The organism is Granulicoccus phenolivorans DSM 17626 = NBRC 107789 = JCM 15570 (assembly GCF_000423085.1).
Taxonomy (GTDB): Bacteria; Actinomycetota; Actinomycetes; order Propionibacteriales; family Propionibacteriaceae; genus Granulicoccus; species Granulicoccus phenolivorans.
Window position 1 is genome coordinate 22,585 of the sequence record NZ_AUHH01000036.1, and the last position, 21,519, is coordinate 44,103.

The 21,519-nt window shown below is 68.1% G+C and carries 16 protein-coding genes; 10 read left to right on the top strand and 6 right to left on the bottom strand.

Translation table 11 applies throughout. The annotated features are described in order from the left end of the window. Positions 1–5 precede the first annotated feature (5 nt). The gene (locus G531_RS22725) at positions 6–2,693 is read right to left on the bottom strand and encodes a winged helix-turn-helix domain-containing protein (RefSeq protein ID WP_162143182.1); all 2,688 of its coding nucleotides are present in this window, start codon (positions 2,691–2,693) and stop codon (positions 6–8) included. Positions 2,694–2,963: 270 nt separating this feature from the next. Here G531_RS22725 and G531_RS0114005 point away from each other — a divergent pair, with 270 nt between their 5' ends. From G531_RS0114005 to hisF, 7 genes are all read left to right on the top strand, one after another. After that, complete coding sequence (locus G531_RS0114005; RefSeq protein WP_026927733.1) at positions 2,964–4,883, top strand: hydantoinase/oxoprolinase family protein; 1,920 nt, start codon at positions 2,964–2,966, stop codon at positions 4,881–4,883. A gap of 34 nt (positions 4,884–4,917) precedes the next feature. Further along, positions 4,918–5,358, top strand: coding sequence for an acetone carboxylase subunit gamma (locus tag G531_RS0114010; protein WP_026927734.1), 441 nt, complete (start codon positions 4,918–4,920; stop codon positions 5,356–5,358). Positions 5,359–5,370: 12 nt separating this feature from the next. Continuing rightward, positions 5,371–7,515 carry a hydantoinase/oxoprolinase family protein gene (locus G531_RS0114015; protein ID WP_026927735.1) on the top strand — a complete coding sequence of 715 codons (2,145 nt, stop codon included), beginning with the start codon at positions 5,371–5,373 and terminating at the stop codon, positions 7,513–7,515. Between the two features lie 28 nt (positions 7,516–7,543). Beyond that, the gene (locus G531_RS0114020; protein WP_026927736.1) at positions 7,544–9,874 is read left to right on the top strand and encodes a hydantoinase B/oxoprolinase family protein; all 2,331 of its coding nucleotides are present in this window, start codon (positions 7,544–7,546) and stop codon (positions 9,872–9,874) included. An 82-nt stretch (positions 9,875–9,956) separates the two neighbouring features. Further along, positions 9,957–10,730 carry a hypothetical protein gene (locus G531_RS0114025; RefSeq protein WP_035759024.1) on the top strand — a complete coding sequence of 258 codons (774 nt, stop codon included), beginning with the start codon at positions 9,957–9,959 and terminating at the stop codon, positions 10,728–10,730. 301 nt (positions 10,731–11,031) lie between these two features. Further along, the gene (locus tag G531_RS0114035; protein WP_081684136.1) at positions 11,032–13,914 is read left to right on the top strand and encodes a DEAD/DEAH box helicase; all 2,883 of its coding nucleotides are present in this window, start codon (positions 11,032–11,034) and stop codon (positions 13,912–13,914) included. 86 nt (positions 13,915–14,000) lie between these two features. Next, a complete protein-coding gene (hisF, locus tag G531_RS0114040; RefSeq protein ID WP_026927739.1) occupies positions 14,001–14,765 on the top strand; it encodes an imidazole glycerol phosphate synthase subunit HisF in 765 nt (254 codons plus the stop codon). Positions 14,766–14,781: 16 nt separating this feature from the next. On the opposite strand, the gene G531_RS0114045 is transcribed toward hisF, so the two are convergent. From G531_RS0114045 to G531_RS0114060, 4 genes are read right to left on the bottom strand one after another with little or no spacing between them, the layout of a single operon-like run. Then, positions 14,782–15,543, bottom strand: a complete 762-nt coding sequence (locus G531_RS0114045) for an ABC transporter permease (protein ID WP_026927740.1) — start codon at positions 15,541–15,543, stop codon at positions 14,782–14,784. Between the two features lie 3 nt (positions 15,544–15,546). Continuing rightward, positions 15,547–16,362, bottom strand: a complete 816-nt coding sequence (locus tag G531_RS0114050) for an ABC transporter ATP-binding protein (RefSeq protein ID WP_026927741.1) — start codon at positions 16,360–16,362, stop codon at positions 15,547–15,549. After that, positions 16,359–16,739 carry a DUF1048 domain-containing protein gene (locus G531_RS0114055; RefSeq protein WP_026927742.1) on the bottom strand — a complete coding sequence of 127 codons (381 nt, stop codon included), beginning with the start codon at positions 16,737–16,739 and terminating at the stop codon, positions 16,359–16,361. The genes G531_RS0114050 and G531_RS0114055 overlap by 4 nt, the downstream gene beginning before the upstream one ends. Positions 16,740–16,741: 2 nt before the next feature. Further along, positions 16,742–17,074, bottom strand: coding sequence for a PadR family transcriptional regulator (locus G531_RS0114060; RefSeq protein ID WP_026927743.1), 333 nt, complete (start codon positions 17,072–17,074; stop codon positions 16,742–16,744). Between the two features lie 136 nt (positions 17,075–17,210). Between G531_RS0114060 and G531_RS0114065 the strand changes: the two genes are divergently transcribed. After that, a complete protein-coding gene (locus tag G531_RS0114065) occupies positions 17,211–17,921 on the top strand; it encodes a hypothetical protein (protein ID WP_026927744.1) in 711 nt (236 codons plus the stop codon). Positions 17,922–18,451: 530 nt separating this feature from the next. Here G531_RS0114065 and G531_RS0114070 read toward each other — a convergent pair. Continuing rightward, complete coding sequence (locus tag G531_RS0114070; protein ID WP_026927745.1) at positions 18,452–18,886, bottom strand: PPOX class F420-dependent oxidoreductase; 435 nt, start codon at positions 18,884–18,886, stop codon at positions 18,452–18,454. 83 nt (positions 18,887–18,969) lie between these two features. On the opposite strand from G531_RS0114070, the gene G531_RS0114075 reads away from it, so the two are divergent. Together G531_RS0114075 and G531_RS0114080 are read left to right on the top strand one after the other, a co-directional pair. Continuing rightward, the gene (locus G531_RS0114075; protein ID WP_026927746.1) at positions 18,970–19,884 is read left to right on the top strand and encodes a 2-hydroxyacid dehydrogenase; all 915 of its coding nucleotides are present in this window, start codon (positions 18,970–18,972) and stop codon (positions 19,882–19,884) included. Next, positions 19,881–21,161, top strand: a complete 1,281-nt coding sequence (locus G531_RS0114080; protein ID WP_026927747.1) for a glycosyltransferase 87 family protein — start codon at positions 19,881–19,883, stop codon at positions 21,159–21,161. The genes G531_RS0114075 and G531_RS0114080 overlap by 4 nt, the downstream gene beginning before the upstream one ends. The last annotated feature ends 358 nt before the right edge of the window (positions 21,162–21,519 follow it).

The following is a 21,519-nucleotide window of genomic DNA, read 5'->3' on the forward strand; positions in this document are numbered from 1 at the left end:
TGGGCTCAGCGCGCGGAACTGGCGATCACACTAAGTTCCTGCGCTTTCTGCGCACACTCCTCTCGGCTGGTCACGCCCAGCATCCGATAGAGTTTGCGCAGATACCACTTCACCGTGTTCACGCCGATGAACAGCCGTTCGGAGATCTCCCGGTTGGTGTATCCGGCGTCAACCAACTCCAGGATCTCGCGTTCCCGTTCGTTGAAGTCACTGGGCTCCACCGGCTCCGGGGCGGGGGCCGGCGCTGCAACGGCGGGGGTCGGGGTCGTCTCCCACAGGGTGCCCAGCCACTGCTGACAGCCCGCCAGCCGGTGCACGGGGCGGCTCAGCAGCCGCTGACTGACCTCCCGGACCAAGGGGCCGCCGTCGGCCACCGGCTGGCGCAGCCCGCTGATCTCGAAATCCTCGAGAACAGCGCGGAGCAGGTTCTCTGCGGCGGACTGGTCGCCGCACGCCTCCATCATCGCCAGCAGGTCGAGTTGATCCCGATGAGCCTGGAAACGGTTGGCATGCGACAGGGAGCGGGCGATCAACTCCTCGGCCCGCGCGATCAGGGCCGCATCCCGGTGCGGGGCCCGCGTACTCGCGGCCCGGGCCAGGTCGAAGCGGACGGCTTCGTCGGTCAGCAGGGCGCGCTCCCGGGCCGTCGAGTCGGGGCCGGCCATTGGCCGCTCCGCGGGAAGCCCGAGCCGCGCCCGGGTCGTGGCCATCCGGGACCACAGCCGGACCAGGGACAGGTCATGGCCGGCCCGTTCGCCCATCTCCAGAACCGCCAGGGCCCCGTCGGTGTCCCCGCGGGCGCTGCGGATCAGGGCCAGCGATTCGTAGACGGGGAACATGAAGTCGACCACACCCGCCCGATGCCCGATTCGCAAGGACTCCTCGAACATCTCCTCCGCGACCGCGACATTGCCGAGGTTGTAGTGCAGCTTGCCCAACAGCCCCAGCGCGAGTCTGGCCGCGTGCGACTGGGCGCCGGACCCCTCGGTGCCGATCCGGAACGCGCTCTCCCAGTGGTGGCGGGCCAGCGGGGTGTTCAGGTCGTGGAAGGCGATCAGCCCGGCGAAGCAGTCCCCGTACACCTTGCTGAAGCAGCCGGTCACCTGCCGGTGATGCTGCTGGGCCCAGTGCTGCCGCTGCGCCCCCGCGGCGGCCCGATCGCGGTTTATCTCGATGAAGGTCTGAACATTGGCCGCCACCGACACCGTCCACGCGTCCAGTCGATCGGCCTCGTCCAGCACCTCGGTCGACAGCCGGTCATCGGTGGACACGACATCGCGATACATGAGGACGCATTCGCCGACCACGATCGATTCGCGGCTGAGCTGGAAGCGCTCGTCGGCCGACAGGGTCCGGTCCACCGCCAGGGCGCGCGCCAGCGCCGTGCGCGCCTCCTCGGCCTCGATCGGGAAGTGCAGCAGGCAGTACGCCCAGGCCAGGGCGACCTGGAGTCGGGCCCGGCCGCGGATCTCCTCGGGCGGCAGCTTCTCCACCAGCGCCAGCAGCGTCGACATCTGGGAATGCTCGACGACCAATCGGCCCTTCTGCTCCACGATGTCGGTCGCGTACGCAAACTCCCCGGCGAGGATCGCATGATCGACGGCAAGCGACAGCATCCGGTGCTGGTGATACCACCGGGCGGCCCGGGCGTGCAGATCCGCGACGATCTCCGGATGCTCGTGCTGCAACCGGTCGCGCAGGAAGTCGGCAAACAGGTGGTGATAGCGGAACCAGCCGCCGGTCGCGCCGAGCCGCTGCAGGAACAGATCGCCGACCAGCGCGCGCTCCAGCTGATCCTCGGCATCGGGCTGCTCGGTGAGCACGGCGGCGAGTTCGGCGTTGACCCGGGACAGCACCGAAGTGCGCAGCAGGAACTCCCGAAGCCGCGGCTCGAGCAGATCCAGCACGTTCTCGGCCAGATACTCCGCGACCCCGTGCTGTCGGGACCCGAGTTCGACCAGCAGCGCGCCCACATCGGCGCGGTTGCGCAGTGACAGGGAGGTCAGCTGCAGGGCGGCGACCCAGCCCTCGATCTTGCTGTGCAGCTCGGCCAACTCGGCCTGGCTGAGGTCGATGCCCTTCATCTCGACCAGAAACTGCTGCGACTCGTGCTCATCGAAGCGCAGCACCTGTGGGTCCACCTCGACCAGCTGGTCATGCACCCGCAGGCTGGACAGGGGCAGCCCGGCCGCGGTCCGGCTGGTCACGATGAAGGCCAGCTTCTCGCCCGAGTCATCGATCAGACGGGCCAGCACATTCCGCGTCCGCCGATCGGTGATCTGGTGCCAGTCGTCGAGCACGATCACGGTCCGCTCGGGGGCCTGCTGGACGGCGTTGATCAGCAGCGGCAGCAGATAGCGTTCGGCGTCCTCGGGCCGTTCCTCCAGCATCTGACGTGCGTTCTCGTCGATGTCGGGATGGATCCGTTCGAAGCACTCGAGCAGATGACGCAGGAACCACAGCGGGCGGTCGTCGTCCTCGTCCAGGGACAGCCAGGCGGTCCGAGACCCGCGCGCGGCGATCGTCTGCATCCACTGGGCGGCCAGAGTGGACTTACCGTACCCGGCCGGAGCATGCACCAGGGCGAGCTTGCGGCCGGTCAGTTGGCGCAGCAGCGCATCCATCCGCGGACGCGACAGCCACCGGCTGACCGGCAGGGGCGCCTGAAAGCGGGTGGCTGCGCTAATGGGCATGCGAAACATCGGAGCACTCCATTGTGGTCAACGTCACGATCTTCAGAGTGGACTCAGTGTAGTTCCTGCCTCGGAACACTCACCCGGGTAGCCACGCACCCACCCGTTCCACCACCCGGGTGGTGGCGTCCCGAGGCTCCCGTGGACCCTCCTGTGCCAGCCTTGTCGGCCCTCCCGGTGGCGGCATTAGCGTCGGCTCACGGCGCGGGGCCCACCGCTGGGCGCCGGCCGACCGAACCACGAGGAATGACTCAAAGAGGAGATCATCCGATGGACTATCTCATCAACATCGACAACGGGGGAACGCTCACCGACATCTGCGTCGCGAGCGACACCGAGGTCTACTACACCAAGACGCTGACGACGCCGACCGACCTGTCGGACTGCTTCTTCACCGGCATCACGAAGGCCGCGGAGGAGGTGTTCGGCGCCGATAGCCTGCCGACGCTGCTGCAGCACACCAGCCTGATCCGCTACTCCTCGACCCAGGGCACCAATGCGTTGGTGGAACGCAAGGGCCCGAGCATCGGGATCATCACCGACGAGCCGGATCTGGCTCAACGGCTGCAGTTCAGCGAGGCTACGACGTCGCTGTTCCACGACCTGGTCGGTTCGAAGGTGGCCGTCCTGGCCGGTGCCGCGGACGATGCCGACACCGCCCTGGTGCAGGCGATCAACTCGTTGACCACGGCGGGCGCGGAGCGGATCATCGTGGCCATCTCGGATCCGGCGCAGGAAAAGGCGTACAAGCACATCTTTCTGACCCGCTTTCCGCGGCACCTGCTCGGCTCGGTGCCGGTCCTGTTCTCCTGGGAGTTCACCTCCGACTCGGTGCGCACCCGCCGCTTGTGGTCGGCGATCCTGAACAGCTTCCTGCACCCGACGCTGGAGCGGTTCCTCTACAGCGCCGAACATCGGCTGCGCGCCCACAAGGTGAAGAATCCACTGCTCATCTACCGCAACGACGGGGCCTCCTCCCGGGTGGCGAAATCGGTCGCGCTGAAGACCTACTCCTCGGGTCCGCGCGGCGGACTTGAAGGCACCCGGGCACTGGCGGAGGCGTACGGCCTCGAGCATGTGCTGATGATCGATGTGGGCGGCACCACGACCGATGTCGGCGCGGTGGAGAACCTGCGGATCGCGACGGCCCGCCGCGGCGCCGTCGAGGGAGTGCCGATCTCCTTCGAGCTGAGCGATGTCCGTTCCTTCGGCGTCGGCGGCAGCTCGGTGATCCGGGTCGCCGACGGCCGGATCACGGTCGGCCCCGAATCGGTGGGCGCGGCGCCGGGCCCGGCCTGTTTCGGCTTCGGTGGGACCGAGGCGACGATCACCGACGTCAACCTGCTGCTCGGGATCCTCGATCCGGAGACCTACCTGAACGGTGAGCTGCGCCTGGATCCGGAGCGGTCCAAGCAGGTCGTCACCGCGAATGTCGCCGAACCGCTCGGCCTGTCGCTGCACGAGGCACTGCTTCGGATGGAGGAGGCGTACGCGGCCAAGGTCGCCGAGTCATTCGCCCCGCAGGTTCAGGCCGGGGTCACCACCGTGGCCGCCTTCGGTGGCGGCGGGCCGATGAGCGCTTGCTTGGCCGCCCGGGCCGCCGGCGTCCGGCAGGTCATCGTGCCCCGTCTGGCCGCGGTGTTCTCCGCGTACGGGATCAGCTTCTCCGACATCGCGCAGAGCTATGAGGCCGACATCACCGGGCTCGACGCCGAGGCCATCGAGACGATCCGGGAGGACCTGATGCTGCAGGCCGAGCGCTACATGTTCCAGGAGGGGTACGACCTGGCCGACTGCGCACTCAGCTGGACCGGCATCGTCGAGAACGCCGACGGAACCGAACATGCCAAGCTCGACCTGACCGAGGCGCCCGTTCTGGTCGACGGTCAGCGGCGCATTCTGGAGCTCAGCGCCCGCTACACGTTGCAGCACCCGACGCTGCAGGCGTCGCTGCCGACCGCGGCCCTCGCGGCGCATTCGACGGGCCAGCGCGCCCTGCTCGGGGCCAGCGGCATCCAGAGCGCCCCGGTCTTCGTCCTGGAGGATCAGCCGGCGAACGCGTCGGCGCCCGGCCCGGCCATCATCGAGGGCCCCTTCTTCACTGCGCGCGTGCCCGAGGGCTGGCGGTTCGTCGTCTCCGACGCCGGCGACCTGCTCCTTGAGGACACCCGGCCGGCCACCCAGGCCTGAGCGCCCACCACCCACACTTTCGAAGGAACATCTGATGCGAATTCCCATGACGGAGTATCTGCTCATCGACCTGGACAGCGAGCGCTGGCTGTGCCGCTTGTGCGGTCACGACCTGGGCGATGCCAACGGAAACTACAAGGAGGGGACGCTGATCTATGACCGCAACCCCCAGGAGATTCACCCCCCGGTGCTGGACCCGGAACGCTACGAGTACACATTCGCGCCCGATCCGAATTTCTGCCGGATCGTCGAGTACTACTGCCCGGGCTGTGCGACCCAGGTGGAGGCGGAGTACCTGCCGCCGGGCCACCCGCTCACCGTCGACATGATCTGGGATGTCGCGTCCCTGCGGGAGCGCTGGGCGAAGTCGGGCAAGAACCCCGAAGAGGTCCTCAACTACGGACCCGGGGAGAACGCCATCGCCGACCTGCGGGCCCAGTTCGACCAGCCGACCACTCGTACCCACCGGAACTGAGGGAAGACAACCATGAAGCGAATCTCTGTCGACATCGGTGGCACCTTCACCGACTGCTTCTTCGTGTGGGACGACACCTACATCGAATCCAAGTCGCTCACCACCCACCACAATCTGGCCCTGGGCTTCAACTCGGCCCTGGACAATGCCTGCACCCGGGCCAATCTGACCCGCGAGGAGGTGCTCGGCCAGGTCGATTCGGTCCGCTACGCGACCACGCTCGGGACGAACGCGCTGATCGAGGGCAAGGGCCCCCGGGTCGGGGCCCTGGTCACCCATGGCTTCGAGGACACCATTCACATCTCCCGGTCCAAGGGCTACGGTGTCGGCCTCAACGAAGTCAAACAGGGCGACATGGCAGATGCCCAGCGACCCGACCCGATCGTGCCTCGCCATCTGGTGCGCTCGGTCAAGGAACGGATCGACTCGGTCGGCGAGGTGCTCGTCCCGGTCCAGCGTGAGGATGTGCGCGAGCAGGTCCGCGAACTGGTCGACAACGGCGCTCAGGCGATCATCGTGGCATTGACCAACTCGACCGAGAACGGTGCCCACGAGCAGCAGATCCTGGAGATCATTCTGGAGGACTACCCGGCCCACGAGCTCGGGTCGATCCCGGTGCTGCTGTCCAGCCAGGTATCCGGCCGCAAGGGTGAGTACGTCCGGGCGATGTCGACGGTCGTCGACGGGTTCCTGCACGAGACGATGTTCCATGCGCTGAATCAGCTGTCGTCGAACCTTCGGGGCTCCGGCTATGAGAAGCCGATGTTGGTCATCCACAACTCCGGCGGGATGGCGCAGTCGAACTCGACCGATGCCCTGCAGACCATCCACTCCGGCCCGATCGCCGGTGTCTCGGGTGCCCAGCACCTGTCGGAGAGCACCGGACTGGGCGATGTGGTCAGCATGGACATGGGCGGCACCTCCTTCGACATCGGCCTGGTGCCCGAGGGCGGCGTCCAGCACTACGACTTCCAGCCGGCCATCGGTCGTTGGCTGGTCTCGGTGCCGATGATCCACCTGAACACCCTCGGCGCCGGCGGCGGTTCGATCGCCTCCTACGACCGCATCCACCGCGCGGTCCAGATCGGCCCGGAGTCGGCCGGCTCGGACCCGGGCCCGGCCTGCTACGACCGGGGTGGTCTGAACCCGACGGTGACCGATGCGGACCTGCTGCTCGGCTACCTCGATCCGCACAACTACGCCAACGGGTTCATCAAGTTGAACCCGAAGCGGTCCCGGTTCGCGATCGAGGAGGCGCTGTGCGACGAACTCGACCTGGATCCGATCGAGGCCGCGAAGGTGATCAAGCGGACCGTCGATGAGTCGATGGCGATCGGCATCGAGATGGAGCTGCGTTCGCGTGGCGGCGTCGTGGAGGACTACACGATGCTCGCCTACGGCGGCAACGGTCCGCTGCACGCCTGCGGGATCGCCGAGAGCGCCGGCATCTCCAGGATCCTCTTCCCGCCGTTCGCGTCGGTGTTCTCCGCCCTGGGGGCGGGCAACATGAAGCCGCTGCACATCCACGAGCGCAGCGCGTACGTCGTGCTCTACGAGCCGATCGGCCGCAAGCTGTTCGACGAGTACGAGCGCTTCAACGACTACGTCGCCGAACTTGAACGTCGCGGCCGGGAGGATCTGATCCGGCAGGGCTACGACCCGGCCCTGGCCAAGCACCGGCTCGAGATGGACATGCGTTACGGCAACCAGTTGGTGACCACCGCCGTGGCCTTCGACCTGAACCGGATCAACAGTGTGGGCGACGTGCTTCAGGTGATCAAGAAGTTCTCCGACATCTACGGCGAACGCTACGGCGAGGGTACGCAGGCGCCCGAGGCCGGGGTCCGGGTCCAGACCATCCGCGTCGCGTCCTATATCGACGGCGAAGTGGTGCAGTTCGACGACCTGACCAGTGGCAGCGACCGTGCCACCCCCGAGGCGGTCGGCCAGCGTCTGGTCCACTTCGTCGGCCACGATGAGCCGATCGAGACGCCGATCTATGACGCCCGTGCCCTCCACGCCGACTATGTCGTGCACGGCCCCGCCGTGATCACCACCGAATCGACCACCTACCTGGTCGAACAGGGCTGGCGGATCGAGCCGACCCCGCAAGGCGCGGTCTGGTTGCTCAAAGAGTCCGTGACCGCCGCCCAGTAAGTCCCCGTTCGAGCAAAGGAGCAGAACAATGACGATGACCGATACCACCGAACACTCGCACGTCCATCCCACACCGGAGACGCACCTCACGCCGGAGGAGCAGCAGTGGGTCGATGCGTTCATGAACGACACCACCCTGTTCATCGGGCCGGATCCGCTGATCATGCGCGAGCACCAGATCGCCGAGCGGACGCCGCTGGAGCAGCGGATTCTCGAGCTCGAGGCGGATCCGCTGCGGGCGGATCGGATCCGTCGCCGGCTCGCCGGGGCCCTGGACGAGGCCTTCGAGATGTGCGAGAGCATGGGTGCCGCGCCGGGCGCCAAGTGGGCCGACCTGTCGGTCGCGGTGTACACCGCGTCTGGCGATGTGGCGTACATGTCGAACCGGGGCGTGATCGCGTTCTCCGCGGTGCTGCACCACCCGATCCGGCACATCATGAAGTACTGGAAGGACGAACCGACCGTCGGGATCCGCCCCGGGGACGGGTTCTTCCACAACGATGCCCGCTTCGGCATGGTGCACAACACCGACCAGTCCATGCTGGTCCCGGTCATGCGCGAAGGCGAGATCATCGCCTGGGTCGGCGCGACCATCCATGAGGGCGAGAACGGCGCCTGCGAACCGGGCGGCATGCCGTCGGGCTCGGAGACTCCGTTCGACGACGGCCTGCGCGCCTCGCCGATCAAGATCGTGGAGGAGGGCAAGCTGCGTCGCGACCTGCTGACCTTCCTGCAGCACTCCACCCGCGACCCGAAGCTGATGCTCGCCGACATCAAGGTGAAGATGGGCGCGGTCAAGCGGGTCATGGACATCGTGGACCGAGCGATCGAGGAGTACGGCGTCGAGGCGTTCGTCGGTGCGATCCGGATGACCGTGGAGGATGTGGAGAACGAGGTGCGCCGCCGGATCGGGGAGATGCCCGATGGCACCGTGACGGTGAACCAGTTCGTGGACTCCACGCTCAAGGAGAACATTCTGATCAAGTTCGCGGCCAAGATCACCGTTCAGGGAGAACGACTGATCGTCGACCTGACCGGGACCGGGCCGGAGATCATCAACCGCGCGATCAACTCGCCGTTGTCGTCGACCAAGGCGTTCTTCGCGCAGGCGATCCTGTCCTATTGGTGGCCGGATCTGCCTCGGTCGACCGGGGCACTGTCGCCGATCGAGATCATTTCCGAGGTCGGGACGTGGGCCGACTGCTCCTATGACGCCCCGACCGGACAGAACCTGCAGGCGTCCTTCCGTGCCTTCACCGCCCTGCAGACCGCGTACGCGAAGCTGCAGTTCTCGGTGGAGGAGAAGTACGCGAACGTGATCAGCCCCTGGTTCAACCAGATCAACAACTTCCTGTGGGGCGGCACGACCCAGCACGGGGAGCAGGTGGGCAACCTGTGCGCCGACCTGAACGGCATGGGCGGGGGCGCGAAGGCGTTCCATGACGGCGAGGATGCGGTCGCACCGCTCTTCTGCGCCATGGCCGACACCGGCGAGCAGGAGGTCATGGAGGAGGAGGTGCCGTTCCTCCAGCTGGTCAGCAAGCGACTGGTCCGCGACAACCAGGGGTTCGGCAAGTACCGCGGTGGGATGGGCTACGAGATGATCGTGGCCGCTCGCAACACCGACTCCTGGGGCTTCATGACGGTGACCTCGGGGGCGAAGTTCTCCTCGGTCGGCGGACTGTTCGGCGGGTACGGCTGTCCGACCTATCCGCTGGCGATGGTCAAGGGGATCAACATCTTCGACATCGTGAAGAACGATCCGAGCGCATTCGATCTGTCCATGGAACGGGTGATGAACGAACAGCCGTACGAGGGCGGTTCCTACACCACCTATCACATGGGCCTGCAGTTCGACATCGCCCAGGAGGGCGAGCTGTACATGATCTCGCAGGGTTCAGGGGGCGGCTACGGCGACGTGCTCGAGCGCGATCCGGAGCTGGTGATGGAGGACCTGCAACTGGACCGGATCTCCGCTCAGGTGGCGCACGACATCTACCGGGTGGCGTGGAATCCCGACACGTACGTGGTGGACGCCGAGGCGACGAGCAAGCTGCGCGCCAGCGAGCGTCAGGAGCGGCTGCGTCGGGGTAAGCCGTACGCGGAGTTCGTGGCCGAGTTCGTCACCGAGGAGCCACCGGCCGAGTTGCCCTACTACGGCTCGTGGGGTCAGGACAATGACCAAGAGGTGCTGGCCACCGTCTGGGATCACCAGGGTCCCAAGCGGGTCCGAGGGCCCATCTCGGAGATTCCGCTGATCAATGTGCCGAATCGGCATGTGATGAAGATCGCGCGGTTGGAGGCGCGGATCGCCGAACTTGAGGCCAAGCACGGCGAGACGGTCAAGCGTCTGGTCTGAGGGATCACCACGGCACGGGGTCCGGGGCTGCTGCTCCGGGCCCCGCGCCGCCGCCGAATCACTATCACAGGAGATGAAACAGATGTCTGACACCTTTGTGGCGCTGTTGACCAGCGCCGACGGCGGCCTCATCCTCGATGCCGCCGATTACACCCAGCGGGTGCTGTTGCAGGGGCGGGCCGAGCCCTGGTCCGATGCGACTGCGTACGCGAACCATCTGCGCCAGGCTCAGGCGCTGCTCAAACCAGCGGTGGCCCTGCTGCCGCTGGATCGCCTGATGCGGACCCAGCTGGCCACCGACCAGGCACTGCGGGAGGCGATGGTGGCCAAGTCGCGTCGCGGGTATGCCGCGCGGGCCCTGCTCAGCGACGAAACACTCAAAGAGCTGGCCCGGGCGCAGGTCCGCACAGCGACGCAGACCCAGCGGGAGCCAGTGCTGCTGCAACTGCCGGCGCCGAAGGTCCTGCTCCAGCTGGCCGCTGCGGCGGTTCGCCCCGGAGCCGGCGATGAGTTCGACGACGATGATGCCGAGAACGTCGCGATGTACTTCGCCGACTGGTCACGCGGGTTCGCCGAGGCGCCGGTGGCCGGGGTTATCTTCGACGAGCGCGGAGGTGTTGCTTCGGCCGAGAGCTGGGGGCCGATCCTCAACACCGCGCGCCACTACGGGTGGCCCGTCGGGCTGCGGGGCGTCGACCGCGTCCGGTTCCTCGAGCCGGAAGTAACGCTGCCGGTCATCTCGGCTGCTGAGTTCGACACTGCGACCTTGCCGACCGCAGTGGCGCTCGTGGAGGTTCCGGTCGATGCCGTGCCCGAGGATGTCTTGGCCCGGCTGGCGACGCTGCGCGCAGCCTGAGCCTGGCGGCAACTGTCCGAATCAAGGTCTCCTCGTCCGGCTGGGCTGCCCAAATGCGGGCCGACCGGAACCGCCTGGTTGTGAGACCTTGATTTCAGGCAATTCCGGGTCGGTTCCATCGCGAGCCGAGCCGGTTCAGCCGCGCTGCAGCACGGTGGCATGGTTGGCGACCGCCGGCCCACCCAGGCCGAACCCGCCGATCCGCTCCGCGCCGGGCAGGGGCACACCAGGAGCGGCGATTCGGGCGCCGGGGGAACGGGTTGCGCGCGTGTAATCTCAACTCAGCACCCTAGGAGGACGCATGGACTCAGATGTCGAGTTGAGCCCGGCGGAGCGGATGGCCCGGTTCAAGGCTCGTCAACGCTCCCCGCTGGCCGCCGAGTTCGCCGATGGGTACGGCTTCGAGTTCGATCCCTTCCAGCAGGAGGCCTGCGCGCATATCGAGGCGGGCCGCGGCGTACTGGTGGCGGCCCCGACCGGTGCGGGCAAGACGATCGCCGGGGAGTTCGCCGTCTGGCTGGCCCGCAAACAGGGCAAGAAGGCGTTCTACACCACGCCGATCAAGGCGCTGTCCAATCAGAAGTACAACGACTTCGTCGCCACCCACGGGGCCGACCACGTCGGGCTGCTGACCGGGGACACCTCGATCAATTCCGAGGCGCCGATCGTGGTGATGACCACCGAGGTGCTGCGGAACATGATCTACGCCCGCTCGGCCACCCTGGAGGGCCTCGGGTATGTGGTGATGGACGAGGTGCACTACCTCGCCGATCGGTTCCGCGGCGCGGTCTGGGAGGAAGTCATCATCGGCCTGGCCGAGTCGGTCCAACTGGTCGCCCTGTCGGCGACGGTGTCGAACGCGGAGGAGTTCGGCGACTGGCTCGCCGAGGTCCGCGGCGACTCCGGATCCGGCGAGCCGGGGTCGCGCCAGGTCGAGATCGTGGTCTCCGAACGGCGTCCGGTCCCGCTCTACCAGCACGTCCTGGTGGGCCGGCGGCTGTACGACCTGTTCGAGGACGAGGCCCCGACCGCGATCACCGACGCGACCGTGCCGCAACGGCGGGCCGAGGTGAATCCGGCGCTGCTGCGGGTTTCCAAGCAGGAGGCCCGGATCGTCCGGGACGATTCCCGGCACGCCCGGGGCCGCTCCGGTCGGGGCAAGCGCGGCCGGCCCGCGTCCAAGTACGGCGGCGACGCCCATCGCAGTCATACCGAGCGCAGCCAGCACAAACCGGCCAGCCGCGCCGACATCGTGCGTACGCTGGAGAACGCCGACCTGCTCCCGGCGATCATCTTCATCTTCTCCCGGGTCGGCTGCGACGCGGCGGTCAAGCAGATGCTCGGCTCCCAGTTGCGGCTCACCAACTCGGTGGAACGCGCCGAGATCCTGCACATCGCCGCCGAACACACTGCCGGCCTCACCGATGCCGACCTGGCCGCGCTGGAGTACGACACCTTCCTGGACGCCCTGGAACGCGGGATCGCGGCACACCACGCCGGGATGCTGCCGGTGTTCAAGGAGTGCGTCGAGGAATGCTTCGTACGCGGCCTGATCAAGGTCGTGTGCGCCACCGAAACCCTCGCCCTGGGCATCAACATGCCGGCCCGCTCGGTGGTGCTGGAGAAGCTGGTGAAGTACAACGGCGAGACCCACGCCGACATCACGCCGGGGGAGTACACCCAGCTGACCGGTCGCGCCGGGCGCCGCGGGATCGACACCGAGGGCCACGCCGTGGTGCTGTGGCAGCCCGGGTTCGACCCGCGCGCGGTCGCGGGGCTGGCGAGCAAGCGTACCTATCCGCTGAAGTCGTCGTTCCATCCGACGTACAACATGGCGGTCAACATGATCGGTGCCGTCGGCCGCGACCACGCCCGCTCCCTGCTGGAGCAGTCCTTCGCGCAGTACCAGACCGACCGGTCCGTGGTCGGACTGGCCCGGACGGTGCAGCGCAACACCGAGAAGATCGACCAGTTCCTGGCCCAGGCCGAGTGTGACCGGGGCGATTTCGCCGAGTACGCCCACCTGCGCGCCGAGATCTCCGATCTGGAGGCCGAGGCGGCCCGCTCCCGCAAGGTGGACCGGCGCGCCGAGGCGTACCAGTCGCTGCTGGAACTCAGCCCCGGCGACATCATCCACGTCCCGACCGGCAAGATGCAGGGCTGGGCGGTGATCCTGGACCCGGGGGTGCGCTCGCACCGCGAGGAGCCGCACCCGCTGATCCTGGCCGAGGACCGGCAGACCAAGCGGCTCACCCTGCACGACTTCCCGACCCCGGTGAAGCCGGTCGGCCGGATCCGGATCCCGAAACATTTCAGCGTCAAGGAAGCCCACGACCGGCGGTCCCTGGCCGCCGCGCTGCGGTCGAAGCTGGGGGAGATCGACCTGTCCCCGGAGCGCTGGCGCCCCGGTGCGATGGACGAACTGGTCGTCGAACAGATCGCCGAACTGCGACACCAACTGGCGACCCATCCCTGCCACCGCTGCCCCGACCGGGAGGAGCACGCCCGCCTGGCCGAGCGCGCGATCCGGCTGGAACGGGAGAACCAGGGACTCGAGGACCGGATGGCGAAGCGGACCAATACGATCGCGGTCCACTTCGACCGGATCTGTGTCGTGCTCGACGCCTTCGGTTACCTCGCCGGCGGGCCGGAGGCGGGGACCGGGGAAGTCACCCCGCAGGGCCGGATGCTGGCCCGGATCTACAACGAGTTGGATCTGGTCGCGGCCGAATGCGTACGGCGGGGCGTGTTCGACGACCTGTCGGTCCCGCAGCTGGCGGCGGTGCTGTCCTGCCTGGTCTACGAGGCGCGGCGGGACCGGCGCAACGAGCCGCCGCGGATGCCCGACCAGGAGACCGATTCCGCGATCGAGCAGGTGCGGGCGATCCATCGTGAGGTCTCCCTGGCCGAGCGGGACACGAAACTGGAACGCGGGCCCGAGCCGGAGGCCGGCTTCGCCGAGGCGGCGTACGCCTGGGCGGCGGGCCGGCCGCTGAGCACGGTGCTGCGCCAGTCCGGCCTGACCGCCGGGGACTTCGTCCGCTGGGTGCGGCAGGTGATCGACTTCGCCGATCAGGTGGGCAACGCCGCGGCCGGGATCGAGCGCGGCGAGCTGCGGGCCCAGTGCCGGGCGGTGGTCCGGGCGATGCGTCGCGGCGTCGTGGCGTACCAGTCGGATCAGTGACCCCGGACGCGGGCAGCCGATTGTGCCGCGCTCCGGGTGGGACCGGCTAAGGTCGGGGTCACCATAACCGAATGGGGGAGCGAATCATGGCTGTGGCGATCCGGGTCATCCCGTGCCTCGACGTGCACGATGGGCGCGTGGTCAAAGGGGTCAACTTCGTCAATCTGCGCGACGCCGGCGATCCGGTGGAGTTGGCCACCGCGTACGGAGTGGCCGGCGCCGATGAGCTGACCTTCCTCGACATTTCCGCCTCGGTCGAGGGCCGGGCCACCACGCGGGAGGTAGTCGGCCGGACCGCGGAGACCGTGTTCATCCCGCTGACCGTCGGGGGTGGCGTCCGCAGCCCGAAGGATGTGGACGACCTGCTGCGTACCGGCGCCGACAAGGTCGCGATCAACACCGCCGCGATCGACAACCCGCAGGTGATCTCCGACATCACCACCCGCTTCGGCAATCAGGTGCTGGTGCTCTCGGTCGACGCCCGCCGGGAACCGGGCCACAAATCCGGCTACGGCGTCACCACCCACGGCGGCCGGACCTCCGCCGGCCTGGATGCGATCGAATGGGCCAAGCAGGCGGTCGACCTGGGGGCCGGGGAGATCCTGCTGAACTCGATGGACGCCGACGGCACCACCGCCGGGTTCGACCTGGCGATGCTGGAGGACATGCGGGCCGCGGTGAACGTCCCGCTGATCGCCTCCGGGGGCGCCGGCACCGCGGCCCATTTCGTCGACGCCGCCCGGGCCGGTGCGGACGCCGTCCTGGCTGCCAGCGTGTTCCACTTCGGGACCGTCAGCGTCGCCGAGGTCAAACAGGCCCTGGCCGAGGCAGACTTCCCGGTCCGCCGCTGATGCGCTGAGCAGGGGTTCAGCGGAGCCGCCGGCGGTAGAGCGCGATCGCCCAGAACCAGGCCAGGAGCAGGACGCCGACCAGCCAGCCGAGGGCAACCCAGATCTCCCCACCCACCGGTTGACCGGCGAACAACGCCCGCAGGGTGTCCACGATCGAGGTGACCGGCTGATGCTCGGCGAACCACGCGACCGGAGCGGGCATGGTCGTGGTGGGCACGAACGCCGAACTGATGAACGGCAGGAAGATCAGCGGGTAGCTGAAGGCGCTCGCCCCGTCCACGGTCTTCGCCGACAGTCCGGCGATGACCGCCAGCCAGGTCAGCGCCAGGGTGAACAGCAGCAGGATGCCGACCGCGCCCAACCACGCGCCGAGCGAGGCGGAGGTGCGAAAGCCCATCGCGAACGCGATCGCGGTGACGATCGCGACCGAGAGGAGATTCGCCACCGCCGAGGTGAGCACCTGCGCCCACAGCACACTGGAGCGCGCAATCGGCATCGACTGGAACCGCTCGAAGATCCCGCCCTGCATATCGAGGAAGAGCCGGTAGGCGGTGTACGCGACCCCCGAGGCGATCGTGATCAACAGGATGCCGGGGAGCAGATAGTCGATGTAGGCGCCGCTGCCGGTGTGGATCGCGCCCCCGAACACCCACACGAACAGCATCAGCAGCGCCACCGGGGTGACTGCGGTCGTGATGATCGTGTCCGGGCTGCGCAGGATGTGCCGCAGCGACCGCCCGGTGAGGACCCGGGTGTCGCGGATGACATGAGTGGACATCGGTCATTCTCCTTGGGCGGTGGATCCGACGTTGCTGGTGGGGGATCCGACGTTGCTGGTGGGGGATCCGACGTTGCTGGTGGGAGATCCCACCAGGGCGAGGAAGACCTCTTCGAGGGTGGGTTGCTTCTCGACGTACTCGATTTCGGCGGCCGGCAGCAGCCGCTTCAACGCCGCCGGCGAGCCGCTGTGGATGATGCGCCCACGGTGCAGGATCGCGATCCGGTCGGCCAGGTGCTCGGCCTCGTCGAGGTCCTGGGTCGTGAGCAGCACGGTGGTGCCGGCATCGGCCAGCTCCCGTACCAGCTGCCAGACCTCCAGGCGGGACTGCGGGTCCAGGCCGGTCGTCGGCTCATCGAGGAAAATCACCGGTGGTCGGCCGACCAGGCTCATGGCGATGTCGAGGCGGCGGCGCATGCCGCCGGAGTAGGTGGCGGCCCGGCGGTCGCGGGCCTCGGTCAGCGCGAAGCGGGAGAGCAGTTGGTCGGCTACGCCGCGCGGGTCGGGGAGGTGCCGCAGTTGCGCGACGAGCACCAGGTTCTCCCGACCGGTGAGGGCCTCGTCGACGGCGGCGAACTGACCGGTCAGACTGATCGATTCCCGCACCTGCTGGGGAGCGGTGGCGACGTCGTGGCCGTTGATCACCGCGGTACCGGCGTCCGGCCGACACACCGTGGCGAGGATCCGGATCAGCGTCGTCTTGCCGGCCCCGTTCGAGCCGAGCAGGGCGACGATCTCCCCGGTGGCCACATCGAGGTCGACGCCGCGCAGCACGGAGACATTCTTGAAGGCCTTGGTGAGGCCGCTGACGTGGATCATGGTTCCTCCTGCGGACCCGCCCCGGCGATCGCGTCGTCGATCGCGTCGGCGAGGCGCCGACGTTGCTTGTCGGCCCAGTGCTCCCCGGCGTACGCCTGGACGAAGGTGTCGGCGAACTCCGCCGGGTCGTCGCCGACGATCTCCCGCACCGGGGTGTGGTCGGCAGCCGCCTGTTCCCACAGGTCGGCGAGACCGTCGACCATCCGGACCACGGTGTCGCCGTCGACGACTCCGCCGCAGGCCAGGACGTAGCGGTGCAGCGCTCTGGCGACGCTGCGATAGGGATCGGGCAGCGCGTCGATGCGCGCCATGCTGTGGCGGTACTGCTTCTTCTGCTCGAACGATCCGGTGATCGCTTCGAACCATTTCGCGGCCATGCTCATGCTCCTTGAGTGCGGTGGAGATGTTCGATGCGCTCGGCGAGGAAGCTCCACGTCTTCCAGAACTCACCGAGTTGGCGGCGGCCCTGCGCGTTGAGGGAATACACCTTGCGGGGCGGGCCCTTGTCCGAGCGCACCTTCTCCACGTCGACGAAGCCGCGCTGCTCGATCCGGACCAGCAGGGCGTACACCGTGCCCTCCACCAGATCCGCGAAGCCCTCATCCCGCAGCCGGGCGGTGATCTCATAGCCGTACGCCGGACGCTCGGCGAGGATCGCGAGGACGATGCCTTCAAGGGTGCCCTTGAGCATCTCGGTCATCTGACTGGCCATCACGATTCCTCTACTCAGTAGTGCTGACTACCAGTAGATAGTAACGCTGAATAGAGCTACTTGGCAAGAGTGAGTAGCGGATTGTCGGACCCGGTGCGAGTACCCGCTGACCCGGGTCGGTGGAAGGCTGACCCGCATGCGGATGCGACGCCGGGGACTCCTGGCCGGGGCCACACTGGCGGCGGCCGGGCTGGTGGCCTGTGTCCCCCGGCCGGAGAAGCGAACTGCCGCCAGGTCGAGCAGCCAGTTCGAGTACTGGCCGACCGAGCGGGTGCAGACCTTCCGGGTGCGGCCCGACGGCACGCTCGCCGTCACCGTCGACCTGATCCTCGATGCCGGCGAAGGCACCGACCGACCGTTGCGGGTGACCTGGCCCACCCGGGTCCAACTGCACCGGCACAACGACCGGTTCGTCGACATGCGCCCCGAGCTCGTCGAACCGGCGATGGTGCACACCTCGAGCGGGGGTGGGGCCCTCACCTTCGAACCCGAACCCGACGAGCGCAGTCTCCGGGTCTGGGCGGTGCCCGGCCCCGGCGGTACCTGGGCCCCGGGTCGGCACCGGATCACCCTGACGCACGGCACCGCGAACACCTGGCTCGAGGTGGACGGGGATCCGCGCCTGGTGTTGTGGGCACTCAGTTCCGTTGCGCCCTGGACCGATTCCGGCGACTCCTTCCTCCGCGTGGAGACCGAGGACCAGCGATGGGAAGCGACGTCCGACGGAACGGTCGCCCCGGTCACCGACCCGTATGTGGCGCGGTCCACCTCGGATCAACCCACCTATTCGTTCCTGCGGCCCGAGCTGTCCGTGGCGCCGCCCCCTGCCCCGACGAGGCCGCGATGACCCGGCGTACATTCCTGGCCGCCGCGCTCGCGTACGAGTTCGGCCTTGCCGCCGCGTTCAGCGACGCGTTCCGGCTGCCTGATCAGCTGGGGGAGATGTTTCCCCGGATGCTGGTCCCGAGGCTGGAATCCTGGGCGGCCGAGCGCGACCGGACCGCCCTGGCGGTCGAGCACAACACCACCGGCCACCGGGTCGAGCTGCGGGCGCGCAGCCAGCGACTGGAGCCGGGGACGTATCAGACCACGCTGACCCATCGGTGGAGCGGCGGCAGCATCGCCGCCGACGGCGCCGTCGAGACCTACGTCCAACTCGGGCATGTCTGCACCGAGGCCACCGTGACCGGGCCCGGCATCCGTGCCGTCCGTCGGCAGCGATACCTGGGGATCTACACCGATGTCGGCGAGGCCGTCGGCGACCGCTGGCAGCTGAGCGTCGACGGCCTGGAAGCGCTGAACAACCTGCAGATCGTCCGAGACCCGATCGACCTTCCGCGCCGAACCTGGTCACCGACTGAGGCCGTCGACGGGGGGTCAGTCGGCGACGTCGCGGACGCCGTAGCGCTGCTCGATCTGCAGTCGGCACAGCAGTTCGCCCGGTACGGCATTGCGGTCGCCGTACTCCTGGGCGCGCTCGGCGCCCATGTATCGGCCGCCGAGGATCGCGGCCCAATGGCGGACCTGTTCGAGGTCCTCGATCAGCTCGACCGGTCCGGAGACGCCGGCATACGAGAACGGTGGCCGGTCGTCCTGAACCGTCAGGGCCGCCCACCCGGTGCGGCGCAGGGTGCGGCCCTTGATCGTGTCGCTGCCGGTGTTGAAATACAGCGTGTCGGGTCCGTCGAGCACGTACCAGACCGGGGCCAGGTGCGGCCGCCCGTTCTTCCGGGTGGTGCCCAGGATGCCGGGGCGGACCGGGGCGGTGAGGAAGGCCTGCAACTGATCGGGATCCATCGGGGTGTAGCCCATGCGGGGAGTCTAGGACGTGGATCCTGGCCGGGCTGGGAGGATGACGGCAGAATGGATCGGCGACACCGACGAGAAGGAGTCTCATGCTGGCCTGGTTGCCCTGCGAAACCCGTGAGGAGGCCGAACGCCGCTTCGGTCCGCTCCCGTCGAACGTCGAGGTCGACTTCTATCCCGACGCGGACGTGGTGCCTGATTCGATCGATCGGGTGCAGTTCCTGGTGCTGCCGTACGGCGGTCACCTGAAGGCGCTGGACCGGGTGGGGGAGATGTCGGCGTTGCAGGTGGTGTTGACCCAGAACGCCGGGTTCAACGATGTGCTGGACCTGATTCCGGACGGCGTACAACTGGTCAACGCCGTCGGTGTGCATGACACGTCGACCGCGGAGATGGCCCTGACGTTGGCGCTCGCTGTCGGCCGGAACCTGGACCGTTACGTGCGCGCGCAGGACGAGGGTCGGTGGGATCGCTATTGGGGCGACTCGCTGGCCGATCGTCGGGTGTTGATTCTCGGCTACGGGGGGATCGGCAAGGCGATCGAGGCCCGGGTGGTGCCGTTCGAGCCGGCCGGTATCACCCGGGTGGCCCGGACCGCCCGCGACGGGATCCATGGCTTCACCGAACTGGATGCGCTGCTGCCCGAGGCCGATGTGGTCTTCCTGGCCGCCCCGCTGACCGAGGAGACCGAGGGCATTCTGGACGCCCGACGGCTGGCGCTGCTGCCCGACGGTGCCCTGGTCGTGAACGTGGGCCGAGGCCCGCTGGTGGTCACCGAGGCGCTGCTGGCCGAGTGCCGGACCGGTCGGCTGCGGGCCGGTCTGGACGTGACCGACCCGGAGCCGCTGCCGGCCGACCATGAGTTGTGGCGGCTGCCCGGGGTGGTCATCAGCCCGCACGTCGGGGGTACCTCCAGCGCCTTCCGGCCGCGCAGCGATCGTCTGATCGGGTCCCAGTTGAGGGCCTGGGCCGGCGGCGAGGAACTGAGGTACCGGGTCAAGTGAGTCGGCGACTCCAGCGCTGGGCGGTCGAGATCGGGCCGGCGCTGCTGGTCGCGATCATGCTGGTGCCGTTCATCATCTCCGGCGGGCGGCTGGTCGGCTGGCAGCCGGCGATGATCGACCTCGACGTCTATCGGTACACCGTTGCCGATCTGTTGGCCGGCAAGGACATCTATCTGACCCGGACGCCCTACTACCAACTGCCCTTCCTGTATCCGCCGGTTGCCGCGATCGTGCTCATTCCGATCGCGCTGATCCCGCTGCGCCTGCTGCAACTGTTGTGGATCCTGCTGCTGGTGTGGTGCCAGTGGCTGGTGCTGCGCTGTCTCGGGGTCCGGCGGGGCTGGTTGCTGGGGGCGGTGAACATGCTGGCGGTGATTGCGGTCGAGCCGCTGCGGACCACGCTGGGCTATGGCCAGGTGAACACGATCGCAATGGCCCTGGTGGTGGTCGATCTGCTCGGCCGCCGGTCCGGGACGCGGCGGCTGCCGCCGGGAGTGCTGATCGGGCTGGCGGCGGCGCTGAAGCTGACCCCGTTGCTGTTCCTGGTGTTCGCCGCGGCTCGGCGGGACTGGGCCATGGTCCGCAACGGGGTGCTCAGTTTCTGCGGGGCGATGTTGGTCGGGCTGCTGATCCTGCCGCAGGCGACGCTGACCTATTTCAACAAGCTGCTGGCCGGGGACATGTACGGCAACCCGGTCTACGTCGGGAACCAGTCGCTGGCCGGGCTGGTGACCCGACTGGCCGGGGGGCAGCCCGGTCCGGCGGGGACGGTGACCACGGTGCTGTGTGTGGTGCTCGGGGCGGTCGCGGTCTACGGCGCAGTCCGGGTGTGGAGTCGGGGTGCCCGGGCGTACGCCGTGGGGCTGCTGGGGATGGCGACTGGGGTCGTCTCGCCGATCAGTTGGACCCACCACTACGTGTGGGTGATCGTGGTGGCGATCGGCGCGATCGCGGCCGGGGCGCGGATCCCGGACTGGCTGCGCTGGATCAGCCTGGCCTGGTCGGCGTGGGTGAGCCTGTGTCCGGTGCTGGTGTTCCTGCCCTACGGGATGAACGCGGAACTGGGCTACAGCATCGGCCAGCACATCGTCGGGGGAGTGACCCCGGTGCTCGGTGCGGTGATCATTGCCGCGGTCGGGGTGAGTTCGGCCTGGTGGTCGACGCCGGCGGACGCGGGTCCGGGGAGCGAGCCGGGTGACGCGAACAGGTCAGCAGCCGAGGCGACCAGGTCTGGGGTCGAGGCGACCGGGGCCGCGGCCGAGGGTACGAAGAGCTGACCGTCGTTTTTGGTGCAGCAGATTTTCCCGGTTGGGGTGGATTTTTCTCTGACTGGGGGAAATGCCGTTCGGGGTATCGGGGTCGGTGATTTTGCTGCACCGGGAACGACGGTCGGTGGTGGATTCGCTTCCGGAAGTTCACGCAAAGTTGGCTGTGGATAGGTCGGTTGCCGGGTGTTCGGGGGGCCTGGGGTGGGGCAGGATCGGCGGGGAGTGCTCGCCCCCGAGTCTGCCGAGGTTGTCATGCGTGTGGCTGGTGTTGTTGTTGCGTTGGGTGTGTTATTGGTGACCGCATGTGGTGGGGGTGAGCCGGAGGGGGCGGAGGAGTCAGCTCTGACGGTGGCACCCAGTTGTACCC